Below are 14,579 nucleotides of genomic sequence, written 5' to 3'. Positions count from 1 at the left end.
AAAACCAGTTTCCATTGTTCTATCTTTTTCATTCTGTCCTCTATAGCGTTTTCCTATCGGCACCGTTACCAATCATGTAGATTAGCCACACTGCATTTGACGTAACGAGGCAAACATTTCATGCAAATCGGCGGAAAAACTCAGCAAGAAGCACTAGCAACACTGCGCGACATGACAACAGATATGGAACAACCTTCTGTTTCAGAGCACACAAGCAGAATAGAAAAAGCGCAGCGCTACATGCAGGCTAATAATATAGCCGCCCTTTATCTCAATGCAGGTACTAATTTAGCCTATTTTACGGGAATGCAGTGGTACGCCAGCGAGCGCTTAGTTGGCGCCATATTGCCAGCTCGTGGAGACGTTGTTTATATTGCCCCGACCTTTGAGATTGATTCCTTAGAAGAGCGTAAGCTTATTGCTGGACACATAGAAGGTTGGCAAGAGCACGAGAGCCCTTACGCCTTATTCGCCAAGCTACTGAGCGACATTGATACCGCGAATGGCAGCAAGGTTGCAGTCGATGAATCAACACAGTTTTTCATTGTGGATGGATTCAGTAAAATCTTGCCTAATACCATTGAAATAATCAATGGTAGCGAAGTGACTGCCCATTGCCGTATGCACAAATCGCCTCATGAGCTAGCACTTATTCAGCGAGCCATGGATATGACGTTAGCGGTTCATAAGGCAACCGCAAGTATGCTCAAAGAAGGAATGACAACTACGGAAGTAGAGGCCTTCATCAACGAAGCCCACAGGAAAGTGGGTGCAAGCGGAAGTTATTTCTGTATCGTTTTGTTTGGCAAGGCCACCTCGTTTCCACACGGGGTGAAAGATCCTCAGGTTTTAAAAGCCAACGATCTTGTTTTAATCGATACTGGCTGCAAGCTGCATGGATACCTATCAGATATTACACGAACCTACTGTTTTGGCGAGCCAAGTGCAAAGCAAAGGCTGCTGTGGAATAGTGAGAAACAGGCGCAAATAGCGGCGTTTAATGCGGCAACGTTGGGAAGCACATGCGGCGACGTAGATGCAGCCGCAAGGCACAGCTTAGAAGCTGAAGGCTTAGGGCCAGATTATACGCTGCCTGGATTGCCTCACCGGACGGGTCATGGTATTGGGATGGACATCCATGAATGGCCTTATTTAGTTAAAGACAACCCTCATCAACTAGCGCCCGGTATGTGTTTTAGCAACGAGCCTATGATTGTTGTGCCCGGTGAGTTTGGCATTCGTTTAGAAGATCATTTTTATGTCACTGACACCGGCCCTGTATGGTTTACCGAGCCAAGTAAATCAATCACTGAGCCGTTTAATGACTAAGCGGCTTTTAAAACCCTATCTCATACCGGTCAATAAATAGTAGTGATTACGCATACTAGATAAACATCATTCGAACCCTTCAGAGGGATCCTCTACACTCATTGTAATGTAAAAAAGTTGTAAATTATAAAGGGCGAATTGCCGCCCGACTAAGTCTCATGAGGTAAAGTGATGTCTGACAATAATGCTGCAATCAATGAAGAGCTTACGATGTTCAAAGACATGGTATTGCGTTTTATGGACCAAGAAATACTTCCCCATTATTCAAAATGGGAAGACGACCATCACATGCCTCGGGAAGTGTGGCATACCATGGGACGAGCGGGAATGTTGCTTGTTGATATGCCTGAAAAGTATGGGGCAGCTGATGCTAGTTTTGATGTTTGTCAGATGATTCAAGAAGAAATGTGTCGTCTTGGTCTGCACAGTTTAGCAACGGGCTATAATATTCACGCCAATATTGTAGCGCCCTATCTGTTAAACATTGGAACCGAAGAACAAAAAGACTACTGGTTGCCTAAAATGGCCACAGGGGAAGTGCTTACCGCACTAGCAATGACAGAGCCCAATGCAGGCAGCGATGTGGCAGGCATGAAAACTAACGCTGTAAAAGAGGATGATAGCTACATTCTCAACGGCTCAAAGGTGTTTATCACCAATGGCAACCAGGCCGATATGATCATTGTTTGCGCCAAGACCGACCCAAAAGCAGGTGCTAAAGGGGTGTCATTGTTTTTGGTCGACACCAGTCTTCCTGGGTTTTCTACCGGAAAACCCATTCACAAAATAGGTCAGCACAGCAGCGATACTGGAGAACTCTTTTTTGAAAATATGAAGATTCCAGCTAACGCACTATTAGGCGAAGAGGGACGTGGGTTTGCCTATTTAATGCAAGAGCTACCTAGAGAGCGCTTGGGTTGTGCAGTGCAAGCTATTGGTCATGCACAAGGTGCACTCGACCTTACCATTGATTACGTAACCCAACGCAAGGCGTTTGGTCAAACAGTAGGGCAATTTCAAAATACGCGGTTTAAATTAGCCGAATGTCAGACTGAACTTGAAATGTGTAAAGCGCTATTAGAAAAACACATGGACAAGTTTAGTCGTGACGAAATGACGGTAACCGATGCAGCGATGCTTAAATTGGCAGCCACCGAGATGCAGTTAAAAATGGTGAATGAATGTCTGCAATTATTCGGCGGCTATGGCTACACCGATGAATATCCTATTTCACGTTTTTATCGAGATGCACGGGTACAAACCATTTATGCAGGCAGCTCCGAAATTATGAAAGAAGTCATTGCCCGTGGAATGCTAGGGCGTTAAATTGTGTTATTTAATGAGCCCGCTTATTTTGCGGGCTTCATTTCTTTTACGATTTTTTTATGGTTCTTTTATAATTCTTTAATAACGACGCCAGCATGCTTGCCCAAACGATGTATCAAAGCATCACCGAGAACTGAGGCAGGGGTCCAAAAGCCACCTTTCACATCGGGGATATCTTTTGCCAAGCAAAGCGCAGCTTGCGAAAGCATTTTTGCAGTACTGCCATACCCTGGGTCTTTGTCACCGATAACTTGTACCACCTGCCTCTTGCCATTGTTTAATTCAGCATAAAAGCGCATGTCGAACATGCCGTTTTCTTGATCTTCAACCGATGGGCCTTCACCAGGTTTTGGTAAAATGTGATTTGCGAGTAAATTCCTTATTGGCGCAAAACTGGCCGCCCCTACAAATGCACCTAAACCAAGGGTAGTTATCCATGCCGTGCTCGCGGTTTTGCTCGACATAGCTTCATCGTATTTGAAGTCTTTGCCATACAGAGTGCCAAGCAGTTGATTACTGCGATGAACAATACGCTCATTAATGGCTGCCATAACAAAGGGCATTGTCCAAATGCTAAGGTCGTTATCGTATTCTGCTTTTTTATGATTTTTTTGGCGTAAATGAAAAGGATGTCCAGCATTACAAAGCATATAAGGGTTTACCAAAAGCTTTCTAAGACTTGGGTTGTCACTGGCCTCTTTAAGTACGTTTAACATGCTGGCGATAGTGCCCCCAGATGCTGCGCCTTTAATCTTATATACCCGCATCTTTATTTGCGTGGCAGGGCTTCCCGTTTTTTCGATAGCGCTTCGCTGGGAAAAATAAACCCCTAAATCTGATGGGATTGAGTCGAATCCTGAACAATTAATAATACGAGCTCCTGAGGCTTGTGCCTGAGGTTCATATTTATCGAGCATCGCTTTTATCCATTGAGGCTCACCGGTTAAGTCGCAGTAATCTGTGCCGGTGTTTGCACATACTTTTACTAGAGTCTCACCGTATAGCGCATAAGGCCCCACAGTGGAGATAATAACCTTGGTTTTCTCGCACAACGCGGTAAGCGCGGTTTCGTCGCTGGCATCAGCAACAAAGTGAGGGACTGATGTTAAGCCATGCTCTTTTTTTAATGCGAGAAGCTTTTGCTCATCTCTTCCTGCAATAGCCCAAGAAAAGGTTTCTTCAGCGTACTTAGCAAGATAGGAAATCATGATTTTGCCAACGAAGGAGGTGGCGCCATATAACAGTATGTCGAATTCTTTTGAGGGCGTAGTCGTGTTCATACTCTTCTTATAATGATGTGGTTGTAAAATCTAGGTACAAATATCTAAGCTAGGTCAACTTCTCTACTTTTCTATCTACTCTACTTGCCCTGCTGAGGGCGAAGAGCCAGCTTTCCTTGCTCAACAGATAATGTGATGGGAATACTAGAGAGAAGGTTAACCGTTTTATTTGTTGTGTCTAATTTATACACGGGGTTAGACACTAAGTAGCCATTGATAAGCTGCATCACTTCTTTGCTCAAAGGTGCGAGGTTGCCTTTATATCCCGCCGCATCCACAGTGCTATCAAGCAACGACAATGAGTGAACAAAAATCGCTTTTTTCTCACTGTCATAATAAGGTGTGCCTTCTAAAGACAAGCGTATTTTGGCGGGATAGCTAAATCCAAACGCGTTTATGCTGGCTGTGGCGTCGGTGCCTAATTGAACAACGTTTCTTCCTTCGGGGCCAATGTTTACCGATATGTCGTTTACCTCTAACAGTAAAGGAATACCAGCAAGCGACGCTTTTTGCTGAAGTTTATCTAGCTGACTACCTAATACCTGCTCAACATCTGCATTTGAAACCGTATACACAGATAGCTGAGACAGTGCTGCGCACCCATTCAAAAATACAATGACGGCCAATAGGGATAAATACTTCATTACATCTACTCTCTTCTTACATTCATGTTGGCACATAGTAGACATTAAAGGCTGTGTGAGGTCTACCTTTTAACGTCATAAGGCGTTTACCTATTAGCTAATAGTTTCAGCTGTGATTCAAAATCTGCCAACTTCGCACCACCTTGCCGTCTGGCTCTGCTGAGTACCAGTTGACAATAGGTGGTGATGTTGAAAATTTAGTGGCTCAAGTGTGGGTTGTTGAAGAAGGAGCGGGGCCTATGAACCTTTATTGGTCGGCGTCAGAAGATGATGCCAACTGGGCAATAGTCGTCAATTAATTAGCAAAGCGCCTGTAATAACTGCAGGCGCTTAATGTTGTTATTCTTGGTGAGCACGTTTCATTAACCAGGCATAGGCCGTGGTGAAAGCCGGCTCTTGAAATTGTTTTAACCCTGTATCTGAAAATGGCACTGCAACCGGATTTCTGCGCAACGATTCTTTAATTTCAGTGGGGCCAAATACAACAACCTCTAACCCATCAATTAATTCAATAGCCGCTTCAAGCTTAAATCCAATGGCGCTGCCAGCAAATTTGCCTTTACTCTGGCGCTGACGAATAACGACAGCATCAATTTTGTAGTCGGCCATTAATTTTTCAAACGTACTTTGAAAACTTTTAAGACCTTTCGCACTGGTATCGGCCAGCGTTAAACGGCGGGTTCGGCAGTCAGGTACATGAAACAAGCCGTCTATTAATGACAAAAGACATACCGTCGCTTCATTACCTTTTAAATCTACACCACAAACTTTCATACTATTTCCTATTGATATCAGCACACCATTATAGCCTGTTTCAGTATACTTGAAGAGCTATGTCTAAAATTTTCATCCATCAACCGCAAGGTGCAGATAAAAGTGGGTGAGGGTCGAGAAAAGAAAGGGGCTATTCTAGCTCAATAAAATCTATTGCAAGGTGCATCGCCAAGGCCCCCTCTCTTCCCTCAACAAGATCGTAAAGAGAGTATTGGTCTAATTCTGCAATGAATTTAGCTGTTGCGTCCTCAAGAATCGTTCTCAATCTGCAGGTTGGGGAGATGACGCACTGGTTGGTTGGTGAAGCAAAGCATTCAGCCAATGCAATATCTTCCACCGTAAGTCTGAACACTTTCCCAATATTAATATCTTTCGGCTCTAAGGCGAGCCTGATGCCGCCACCACGCCCTTTAGTGCCCAAGATATATCCGTGCTCTATGAGTAAAGAGATAACTTTTTTCAAATGGTTGTATGAAACAAAGTATGCATCAGCAATCTCACTGGTTTTCACCGTTCTATTTTTTCGTAAAGCTAAATAAATAAGAACTCGAAATGCCAAGTTAGTAAACGTGTTTATTTTCATATGTCATTTAAAAATCCGATTGCTGTGATTTCTAAATTTTACCGTAATGGATAAATATAAATATATATTTAGAATATACTTTATTGTATATTTTGTTCTAAGATATATTTTTATGTAATAAGGTGGCGTGATAATGATGATTCTTGGTTACATTGCAGCTGTACTCATGGGGTTGGTGCTAGGCGTAATAGGCGGTGGTGGCTCAATACTTACCGTTCCCATATTGGTCTACTTAATGGGAGTTACTCCAGATGTAGCTACTGGATATTCACTACTCATTGTTGGTGCAACAGCAGCCTATGGTGCAGTGCGCTATTTCAAAGAAGGCTTGGTCGATGTGAAATCTTCCATATTGTTCGCCATTCCCTCCATTATAGCGGTCTACCTATCTCGTGCTTACCTTATGCCCGCAATACCAGAGACCATCGAGTTTCAATCAATATCGATAGATAAAAATTTGGGCATCATGGTGTTGTTTGCCTCTTTGATGCTGGCCTCTGCGGCAATGATGTTGAAGAAGGCATATAGCAAAGCGGCCCCTGCTGATGTAGCGATCAAAAATACCTCTCCAAACATTGCCCTTATTGTCATAGAAGGCGCTGTGGTAGGTGTAATAACTGGAATACTTGGTGCCGGTGGCGGTTTTCTTATCATTCCAGCACTCGTTCTAATTTTAGGAATGCCCATGAAAAATGCCGTGGGTGCTTCTCTATTCATAATCGCACTTAAGTCACTACTTGGCTTTGTTGGCGATTTACAAACCGGAATTCAATTGGAGATGCCTTTGCTGCCACTCATGTTGGTGGCGACGTTTATTGGAATGGCAATCTCCACAAAAGTAGCGGGGAAACTAGATGGTGCAGCTTTACAAAAGTTCTTTGCCTTTTTCACTCTAGTTATCGCCGTTTTTATTATGTCAAAAGAGCTTCTTTAAGGGGAATACCATGAACGTTGAAACTTTCTACGACGATAAGACTGCAACATTTACGTACGTGCTTTTCGATCCTAGTTCGAAAAAATGTGCTGTTATAGATTCGGTTACCGACTACGACATTTATTCTGGTCGAGTGGCTATGGACAGCGCCGACAAAGTTATTACATTTATTAATGACAACCAGCTTATTAATCAATGGATTTTAGAGACCCACGTACACGCAGATCATATAACAGCAGCGCATTATGTGAAGTCGAAAGTGGGCGGCAAAATTGGTATTGGCTCTGGAATCAAAAAAGTTCTCGATATGTGGTTAGACGTTTTTGAAACCTCCAATGACACGCCAAATGATGGCAGTCAGTTTGATGTTTTATTTGAAGAAGGCGATACGTTTAACATCGGTAAATATGAAGTGACGGTATGGCATACGCCGGGTCACACACCAGCCTGTGCGAGTTTTTTAGTCGATGGCAAGATTTTTGTCGGAGATACCATGTTCGCGCCAGACTTAGGTACCGCAAGATGCGATTTCCCGGGCGGTAGTGCAGAGCAACTTTATAACACCATTCAACGTTTTTTTACTCTGCCCGAAGAGACCGTTGTCTTTCTTGGGCACGACTACCCGAAAGAAGGTAACGAGCCACTCTCTACCCTATCCATCAAAGAAGCAAAAGAAACCAATAAGCAAATCCGCCCTGATGTGCCTTTAGCAGAATACGTTGAAAAGCGTGAAGCGAGAGATGCAACCCTCGCTGTGCCAAAACTACTGCTACCCGCTATCCAGACGAACCTGAGAAATGGACAATTTGGAGCACCTTCAAAGAGCGGTAAACAATTCATCAAAATTCCTGTAAACGCTATTTAGGAGGTGGAATATGCAATACGCTAATGTTACACAACAGCTTTCAGTTTCACCCCAAATTTTAGTTGAAGATATAGAGGCAATTAAAGCTGCCGGGTTTAAGTCAATTGTTTGCAATAGGCCAAACGGTGAAGGCGCAGATCAGCCTACATTTTCTGAGATAGAAGCGAAAGCAACCTCTGTGGGCATTCCCTGCGTTTATCAACCCGTGGTGAGTGGGAAGGTAACAACGGAAGATGCCATAAAATTCGAAGAAAACCTACAAAAATTGAAAGCCCCTGTTTTTGCGTATTGCAGAACGGGGACTCGCTCCATCACATTGTGGGCGATGACAGCGGCAAAAATCCTGTCATTTGAAGAGATACTTAGCCAATCGCAAAAGGCAGGTTATGACCTAAGTGGTATGGTGCTGCGCCTTCAAAACAGTTGTGAAACGCCCACTGTTCAAGCTGATTAATCCCTGACTTTATTGAGGTAGGCATGTTTGAGGGGCGAGAACAGTTAGCAAAACCTAAAACGTTCAAAAAAAAAGGCGAGGCCCCAATAAAGGGGCCTCTAGTGCGGCCCGGAGCCGCTACCATGTTGAAACTGTTACTCACATGGTGTGATGTATTTGGTTCGGTTGGAATTAAATTCTTCCGTTAAGCTCTGCAGAAATGGGTGAGTCTTGTAGACCCTGCTCAGCAATCCACGCTTGTAGTGTTTTGCCGTCTGCTTCTGGTGCCTGAAGGTCTTTACTAGGCATTTTCTTCACTAGTAACGTGCCCACTTCAATCGCATTGTTGGCTACTGCCGTGCGAATAAGACTTTGACCGTCACATGAGATACCAGAGTAATAATCGCGAAGTTTTAAACGAAAATCTGACTGAACGCTACGCATTTTTTTACGAAGCTCACCTTTGTCGTCAGCCTGTACGATAGTACAGATGTTAGCGAGTGCATCGCTGATACCGTCTGCTTGTGCTGCGTTAGAAAAAGCAAGTGTAGATGCTGCGATGATGATAGAGGTTTTAACTATTTTCAACATGGTTAAAGTTCCTGTGGTTAATTGTTTAATGTTTTTTGCAACTCACTCGTCGCTGCTTGAGTTGTATTAAACGCCACCTTCACAAAAACAAAAACATGTTGGGCGATATATAGGTATTCAAAACTATACTTTAGGCTAAGCCCTTTGCAGCAAAGCCAATAATGGTCATAAAAAATCAGCGCCGCGGGCTTTTTAATTCGCGCCGCGGGCGCTTTAATCGACATTGAGGGCACTTTACACATCAATACTGGGGGCTTTCTTTACAGTTGAATTAATGAGTAGTAGGTTTTGTTTACAACTAAAAATAAGGAAAAGCACATGAAGTGCCTGTCGGTTTGTTTTGCTGTATTTGTGACTATGCTTATTTCCGCGTGCTCGTCGGATAATAAGACGCCCGCAGTTGATCAGGAAATTGATAATCAATCAAGGGACGTCTTGCGCTGGGAAGCAACGGCAAAGAACGTGACTATTACCCGCGATAACTGGGGCATTCCCCATATTAAAGGGAAAACTGATGCAGATGCAGTGTTTGGAATGCTTTATGCCCAGGCCGAAGACGACTTTAATCGAATAGAGCGCAATTACATTAATGCCATGGGCCGTTTAGCTGAAGATCTCGGCGAGGATGAACTATACCGAGACCTTCGAATGAAGCTGTTTATTCAGCCTAAGCAAATTAAAAAGCAGTATGAAGAAAGCCCTGAGTGGCTTAAAAAATTAATGGTCGCGTTTGCCGATGGCCTAAATTATTACCTTTACACGCATCCCGAGGTAAAACCCAAAGTAATAACACGTTTTGAACCGTGGATGGCGCTCACCTTTAGTGAGGGCAGTATTGGTGGAGATATTGAGCGGGGCGTAAACATGGCTCGATTGGCCGAATTTTACGGTGATGATATGGCAAATGTTTCCTTTGATATTGACCTATTAAATACAGCCAATCAATTAAACGCCGAGCCCGGCGGCTCAAACGGCTTTGCCATTGCACCGAGTCGTACCAAAAACGGCAACGCACTTCTTTTAGTAAACCCACATACCAGCTTTTATTTTAGGCACGAGGCGCATGTGCAATCAGAGGAAGGGTTAAATGCCTATGGGGCATCTACGTGGGGGCAATTCTTTATCTACCAGGGCTTTAACGAGCGAGTGGGGTGGATGCATACATCAACCTACGTAGACGTAATAGACGAATACGCTGAAACAGTCATCGAGAGAAATGACGGCCTGTATTATCAATACGGAAATGAGCAGCGCAAACTCGAAACACGACTCATTGAACTTCCCTTTAAAGCCAAAGATGGCAGCATGAAGCAAAAGCAAGTGACCGCTTACTTTACCCATCGTGGGCCAATTGTGCGTTCTCATAACGGCAAGTGGGTGTCGGTGCGCTTGATGGAAGAGCCAGTTAAAGCCTTGATACAGTCTTATTCGCGCACAAAAGCGCAAAATTACGATGAGTTTTATGCAGCAATGAAAGGCTTAACAAACTCGTCTAACAACACTGTGTATGCAGACGCCGATGGCACTATTGCTTACTTTCACGGTAATTTTGTACCTCGTCGAGATACGGCTTTTGATTTTACTCAACCAGTAGATGGAAGTAACCCCGCGACAGATTGGCAAGGTATTCATCCATTAGAAGAGCATATTCATATTAAAAACCCGGGTAATGGCTGGATTCAAAATACCAATAACTGGCCTTACAGCGCGGCGGCAGAGTTCAGCCCTAAAAAGGCGGATTATCCTGCGTATTATTCCGGTACCACTGAAAACTATCGCGGTATTCACGCCATTAATTTACTCAAAAATACGACTGATTTTGACGTCGATAGTCTTATTAATGCCGCTTACGATAGCCATCTAACTGGCTTTGATGTGTTGCTACCACCCTTGTTCGAGGCCTTTAATTCACTGCCAAGTTCCGACCCACGAAAGAAAGCATTGGCAGCGCCTATAGCAGCATTACAAGCATGGGATAATCGCAGTAGCGTTGAGAGCGTGCCTACTTCCGTTGCCGTTTATTGGGCTACGGACTTTATGAAGTCGGTGCGCAATAAAGCGCGAAGCGCGGGACTCAGTGTGTATACCTATATGGAAAGTGCGGCATCACATGAAGAGCGATTGATGTCTTTAAGTGCGGCAGTAAATAAACTTAAGGCCGATTTCGGCTCGTGGCAAACCCCATGGGGCGAGATAAACCGCTTCCAGCGAATAAGCCCAAACATTCGTCAGCACTTTGACGACGATGCCCCCAGCTTACCCGTTGGTTTCGCATCAGGTCGTTGGGGAGCATTGGCGGCCTTTGGGCAAAACTACGGCCAAGGCGAGACAAAACGTATTTACGGCACGCGGGGAAACAGTTTTGTGGCAGCGGTCGAGTTTGGTGAAAAGTTAAAAGCTAAGGCAATTACCGCTGGTGGCTTAAGTAACGATCCGAGTTCTCCACATTACAATGACCAAGCTGCTGTATACGCATCAGGCAAACTGCGAGACGTTTATTTTTACGATGAAGATATTTCAGCAAACGCCGAGGAAACGTATCGGCCTGGGCAGCGCCGAATAAACTAGAGAACTGTAAAAGAACGGTGCGCTAGCGTGCCGATTAATCAAACTGCAGGCACAAAAAAACCGACTTAAAGTCGGTTTACTCTTTGCTTAACGAGAATGGTGCCAAAGGCCGGGGATCTGATTAGTCGCTACGCAATAGACCGACACTCGGACAGTACGCTGTTTCTTAATCAGTTTGAATTAGACTCCCACACCACGCCGGATAATTTGCTTTGATCAGAATGCTTAGTTTGGTATCGCTTTTCTAACTGGTAACGCTTAATTTTCATTGTAGGCGTCAGAAGATTATTGTCTATCGTCCAAGGTGTTGCTGCAATCAGCATATGGGATAATTTCTGGTGACTTTCCAATGTATTATTCACACTACTCAATAGCTGCAATAGTGCAGATTCTATGTCCTTCTTATTGGTTGGTGCAGATTCTGCGAGGACAATAATTGCGTATGGATGAGCACAATGTGAACCTGTTACGCATGCCATCTCTACTAATGAGGATTGCGTCAGTTTAGTTTCTATGGGGACTGGAATTATATATTTACCACTACTAGTCTTGAACTCCTCTTTTAGACGGCCAACTATTTTAAATGCTCCATTTTTATTCATCATCCCTCTATCGCCAGTTCTGAACCAACCATCTTCGGTAAAACTCTTTGCGGTAGCTTCTGGGTTTAGGTGGTATTGTCTATAAACGTTTTCGCCTTTGACTTGAAGTTCACCCTCTTCAGACAGTCTTACCGCTGCATGAGTGTACGGAAAGCCTATAGTGCCAATTAATTCTGTCCGGAAAGGATAATTTATGCACCCTCCGCCTGTGGTTTCAGTCATTCCCCAAGCTTCGGAAATGTTGATCCCCAATTTGGCAAAGGCATGAAGTGTCGTTTCGGAAATTGGTGCTGCGGCGGTTATCCAAGCACGAGTGTGTTCAAAACCAAGTTTACGTTTGATTTTGCGCTTAATCGCTCTACTGATGAGAGGCAAGGTAAGTAAAATGTTGATCTTTCTCTGCGGCAGTACCTGATAAACATTCGATAAAAACTTGTCCCACAGTCGAGGTACAGAAAAGAAAATAGTTGGTTTTGCATACTGAAGATCAGGGGTGAAAGTCTCAAGCGATTCTGAGAAATAGGCACTTACACCTTTAGAATATAATAGCAGCCCTTCTGTCACTACACGTTCTGCAATATGAGCAAGTGGGAGATACGAAAATAAGCGGTCGCCTTCTCTTACATTAAGCATGTTACAAGAATCAGTACAGGCAGTAGCGTAAGCAAGTTGCGTTAGCTCTACACCTTTAGGGTTCCCTGTAGATCCTGACGTATACATAATACTCATAACTTCATTTCTACCGGGGTGGTGATAATCTACAAACTGCTCTGGTTGACTTATCCAGTCTGACCAATCATAAGTTGCCGCGGAATTACCTGCAGGTAATGCGATGCTAGGAGTGTCTCTACCTATTGCCTTTTCAGCAACTTCGGGTGCATCCAATTTGCCAATAAAAATCGCTTTTGTTTTGGTTCTATCCAGAATGTATTTAACTGTGTCGACATTTGCTGTTGGGTATACAGGAACAGAAATCATTCCAGCAAGCATTATTGCCCAGTCTGTAATGATCCACTCCGCTGTGTTTTTAGAGTAAATAGCAACGCAGTCGCCCTTTTGCAAACCCAGCCTTCGCAAGTGGACAATAATTTGATTGACAGCATGCTGCACTTCACTCCATGTGTAAGTTTTCCAAATGCGATTCTCAGGTTGGTGAAATGCAACCATATCTGGATAAGTTAAAAAATTCTCGAGCAGTTTTTCAGATGGCAAGATACAGTTCATATACATTCCTATGACAGATTTAATTTAAAGCAGTTCTTTACACTGTGTAGTAAGCGTTGAAGCTGAACTGACCTTTGTACCTGTCAGTGCAAATCCCAGTAGTTCGTTGTTTGCATTTATACATCTAGCGGTCACCCCCTCTTTGTCTTGGCTATCTACAGTCCATATACCCTGCCGTCCGAGTTGTGGCATGACAGTAATAGGGCACAGTTTGGTTTTTACAATAACTGGCATTGGTGGGTAATTGATCGCAGATGTCTTACCTAGCAAGTTGTTTACTAGTGCAGTAATTTGGGCATTAATGGGAGCGATGTAAGGCAGATGAAGATTATCTACTTGTGCGCAATCTCCAACAGCGAAAATATCCTTTACTGACGTTTGAAGTGTTTTATCGACGACTACTCCTACATCAGTATTCAGGCCACTACTCTTTGCAAGTTTGATATTGGGTGTAATTCCGATTGCCGACAGCACCAGATTGGCACTTAATGTTTGACCACTGCTTAACGATAACAAAACGCCGCTATCACTTTGGTCGATACGTGTTACAAATTGTTCCATATACATGTTGATACCTTGTTGGATGAAGCACTTAGCGAGTTTCTGACCAACTATTTCGGGGGCGAGCATAGTGAGGGGCTCGCCCATAGGATCAATGATGCTTACATGGTGACCTGCACGAGAGATATCATCGGCAAATTCACAACCGATAAGGCCTGCGCCTATAATGGCAACTTTTCCCGCCTTCTTAGGAAGTAACGTAGTGAATTTTGCATAATCAAAAAGATTATTAACGCTTAACACCTTGTCTAAACCATTCCCTTCGAGTGGCAGTTGTTTAGGAGTAGCACCTGTAGCTAAGACCAATTTTGAGTAGGAACGAGAGACACCTCCGGCCAATACGACGCATTTATTGTTCACGTCAATATTTTCTATTTGGGTGAAGATATTAATTTCAGCCTGATATTGATTAGCCATATCTTCCGCACTAGAAGATATAAGTTGTGATGCTTGCTTGTGTTCAGAGAAACTCGCCGACAATTTTGGCTTTGAGTAAAACGCACCATCATCAGTGGTGTACATCACAACCTTGCCAATATTGCCCTCCTTTCGTAGTGACCTTAATAAGTGATACCCTGCATAACCAGTCCCTATAATAATTATTGGTGGCTCGGTGCCGTTGATACTAGTTTTATTCTGTGAATGTTTTTCTACTGAAGGTGGGGCTACTTCAATCATTTCAAAATCGTCTTTTCCAACCCCGCATTCTGGGCAAGTCCAGTCGTCAGGAATGTCTTGCCAACGCGTACCCGGCTCGATACTTTCCTCGGGACACCCTTTTTCTTCGTCGTAAATCCAATTACAAATCTGGCATTCCCACACTCTGAATGTCGACATCACTACCTCCTGAATTAGTTCACTTAAG

At 43.7% G+C, this 14,579-nt stretch carries 14 protein-coding genes; 7 read left to right on the top strand and 7 right to left on the bottom strand.

The window, feature by feature from the left end; translation table 11 throughout:
* Positions 1–120 precede the first annotated feature (120 nt).
* The gene (locus tag JV36_RS0116910) at positions 121–1,329 is read left to right on the top strand and encodes a M24 family metallopeptidase (RefSeq protein WP_032097308.1); all 1,209 of its coding nucleotides are present in this window, start codon (positions 121–123) and stop codon (positions 1,327–1,329) included.
* A 171-nt stretch (positions 1,330–1,500) separates the two neighbouring features.
* Positions 1,501–2,655 carry an acyl-CoA dehydrogenase family protein gene (locus JV36_RS0116905; RefSeq protein ID WP_032097309.1) on the top strand — a complete coding sequence of 385 codons (1,155 nt, stop codon included), beginning with the start codon at positions 1,501–1,503 and terminating at the stop codon, positions 2,653–2,655.
* Positions 2,656–2,723: 68 nt separating this feature from the next.
* Here JV36_RS0116905 and JV36_RS0116900 read toward each other — a convergent pair whose 3' ends face one another.
* On the bottom strand, positions 2,724–3,935 hold the full coding sequence (locus JV36_RS0116900; protein ID WP_032097310.1) for a saccharopine dehydrogenase family protein: 1,212 nt from the start codon (positions 3,933–3,935) through the stop codon (positions 2,724–2,726).
* An 80-nt stretch (positions 3,936–4,015) separates the two neighbouring features.
* Positions 4,016–4,579: a DUF1439 domain-containing protein gene (locus JV36_RS0116895; RefSeq protein ID WP_032097311.1), complete on the bottom strand. Its 564-nt coding sequence runs from the start codon at positions 4,577–4,579 to the stop codon at positions 4,016–4,018.
* A gap of 170 nt (positions 4,580–4,749) precedes the next feature.
* Here JV36_RS0116895 and JV36_RS20000 point away from each other — a divergent pair, with 170 nt between their 5' ends.
* Positions 4,750–4,878, top strand: a complete 129-nt coding sequence (locus tag JV36_RS20000; RefSeq protein WP_268746611.1) for a hypothetical protein — start codon at positions 4,750–4,752, stop codon at positions 4,876–4,878.
* 40 nt (positions 4,879–4,918) lie between these two features.
* On the opposite strand, the gene JV36_RS0116890 is transcribed toward JV36_RS20000, so the two are convergent.
* Both JV36_RS0116890 and JV36_RS0116885 read right to left on the bottom strand, forming a co-directional pair.
* A complete protein-coding gene (locus JV36_RS0116890) occupies positions 4,919–5,353 on the bottom strand; it encodes a DUF3010 family protein (RefSeq protein WP_032097312.1) in 435 nt (144 codons plus the stop codon).
* 130 nt (positions 5,354–5,483) lie between these two features.
* Positions 5,484–5,936, bottom strand: coding sequence for an RrF2 family transcriptional regulator (locus JV36_RS0116885; RefSeq protein ID WP_032097313.1), 453 nt, complete (start codon positions 5,934–5,936; stop codon positions 5,484–5,486).
* 133 nt (positions 5,937–6,069) lie between these two features.
* Between JV36_RS0116885 and JV36_RS0116880 the strand changes: the two genes are divergently transcribed.
* The 3 genes from JV36_RS0116880 to JV36_RS0116870 are packed head-to-tail and all read left to right on the top strand — an operon-like array spanning position 6,070 to position 8,189.
* Entirely contained in the window at positions 6,070–6,870 is an 801-nt protein-coding gene (locus tag JV36_RS0116880) for a sulfite exporter TauE/SafE family protein (RefSeq protein ID WP_032097314.1), read from the top strand.
* Positions 6,871–6,880: 10 nt separating this feature from the next.
* Positions 6,881–7,735 (top strand): MBL fold metallo-hydrolase, encoded by an 855-nt coding sequence (locus JV36_RS0116875; RefSeq protein ID WP_032097315.1) that lies wholly within the window; start codon positions 6,881–6,883, stop codon positions 7,733–7,735.
* 10 nt (positions 7,736–7,745) lie between these two features.
* Positions 7,746–8,189 (top strand): TIGR01244 family sulfur transferase, encoded by a 444-nt coding sequence (locus tag JV36_RS0116870; protein ID WP_032097316.1) that lies wholly within the window; start codon positions 7,746–7,748, stop codon positions 8,187–8,189.
* A gap of 171 nt (positions 8,190–8,360) precedes the next feature.
* Here the strand turns inward: JV36_RS0116870 and JV36_RS0116865 are convergent, their stop codons facing one another.
* Positions 8,361–8,759, bottom strand: coding sequence for a DUF3718 domain-containing protein (locus tag JV36_RS0116865; RefSeq protein ID WP_032097317.1), 399 nt, complete (start codon positions 8,757–8,759; stop codon positions 8,361–8,363).
* 318 nt (positions 8,760–9,077) lie between these two features.
* Between JV36_RS0116865 and JV36_RS0116855 the strand changes: the two genes are divergently transcribed.
* The gene (locus JV36_RS0116855; RefSeq protein WP_032097319.1) at positions 9,078–11,327 is read left to right on the top strand and encodes a penicillin acylase family protein; all 2,250 of its coding nucleotides are present in this window, start codon (positions 9,078–9,080) and stop codon (positions 11,325–11,327) included.
* 170 nt (positions 11,328–11,497) lie between these two features.
* Here the strand turns inward: JV36_RS0116855 and JV36_RS0116850 are convergent, their stop codons facing one another.
* Both JV36_RS0116850 and JV36_RS0116845 read right to left on the bottom strand, forming a co-directional pair.
* Entirely contained in the window at positions 11,498–13,153 is a 1,656-nt protein-coding gene (locus JV36_RS0116850) for an AMP-binding protein (RefSeq protein ID WP_032097320.1), read from the bottom strand.
* 24 nt (positions 13,154–13,177) lie between these two features.
* Positions 13,178–14,551: an FAD-dependent oxidoreductase gene (locus JV36_RS0116845; protein WP_032097321.1), complete on the bottom strand. Its 1,374-nt coding sequence runs from the start codon at positions 14,549–14,551 to the stop codon at positions 13,178–13,180.
* Positions 14,552–14,579: the final 28 nt, after the last annotated feature.

The organism is Alteromonas sp. LOR (genome assembly GCF_000753865.1).
GTDB lineage: Bacteria > Pseudomonadota > Gammaproteobacteria > Enterobacterales > Alteromonadaceae > Alteromonas.
Note: the sequence above shows the minus strand (reverse complement) of the source record. Positions and strands in the feature narration are given on the sequence as shown.

What these genes read in the sequence shown, in the direction of transcription:
- JV36_RS0116890 (WP_032097312.1), bottom strand. Translation starts at nt 5,353, where the DNA reads ATGAAAGTTTGTGGTGTAGATTTAAAAGGTAATGAAGCGACGGTATGT.
- JV36_RS0116850 (WP_032097320.1), bottom strand. Translation starts at nt 13,153, where the DNA reads ATGAACTGTATCTTGCCATCTGAAAAACTGCTCGAGAATTTTTTAACT.
- JV36_RS0116905 (WP_032097309.1), top strand. Translation starts at nt 1,501, where the DNA reads ATGTCTGACAATAATGCTGCAATCAATGAAGAGCTTACGATGTTCAAA.
- JV36_RS0116885 (WP_032097313.1), bottom strand. Translation starts at nt 5,936, where the DNA reads ATGAAAATAAACACGTTTACTAACTTGGCATTTCGAGTTCTTATTTAT.
- JV36_RS0116870 (WP_032097316.1), top strand. Translation starts at nt 7,746, where the DNA reads ATGCAATACGCTAATGTTACACAACAGCTTTCAGTTTCACCCCAAATT.
- JV36_RS0116895 (WP_032097311.1), bottom strand. Translation starts at nt 4,579, where the DNA reads ATGAAGTATTTATCCCTATTGGCCGTCATTGTATTTTTGAATGGGTGC.
- JV36_RS0116900 (WP_032097310.1), bottom strand. Translation starts at nt 3,935, where the DNA reads ATGAACACGACTACGCCCTCAAAAGAATTCGACATACTGTTATATGGC.
- JV36_RS0116855 (WP_032097319.1), top strand. Translation starts at nt 9,078, where the DNA reads ATGAAGTGCCTGTCGGTTTGTTTTGCTGTATTTGTGACTATGCTTATT.
- JV36_RS0116910 (WP_032097308.1), top strand. Translation starts at nt 121, where the DNA reads ATGCAAATCGGCGGAAAAACTCAGCAAGAAGCACTAGCAACACTGCGC.
- JV36_RS0116845 (WP_032097321.1), bottom strand. Translation starts at nt 14,551, where the DNA reads ATGTCGACATTCAGAGTGTGGGAATGCCAGATTTGTAATTGGATTTAC.
- JV36_RS0116875 (WP_032097315.1), top strand. Translation starts at nt 6,881, where the DNA reads ATGAACGTTGAAACTTTCTACGACGATAAGACTGCAACATTTACGTAC.
- JV36_RS0116880 (WP_032097314.1), top strand. Translation starts at nt 6,070, where the DNA reads ATGATGATTCTTGGTTACATTGCAGCTGTACTCATGGGGTTGGTGCTA.
- JV36_RS0116865 (WP_032097317.1), bottom strand. Translation starts at nt 8,759, where the DNA reads ATGTTGAAAATAGTTAAAACCTCTATCATCATCGCAGCATCTACACTT.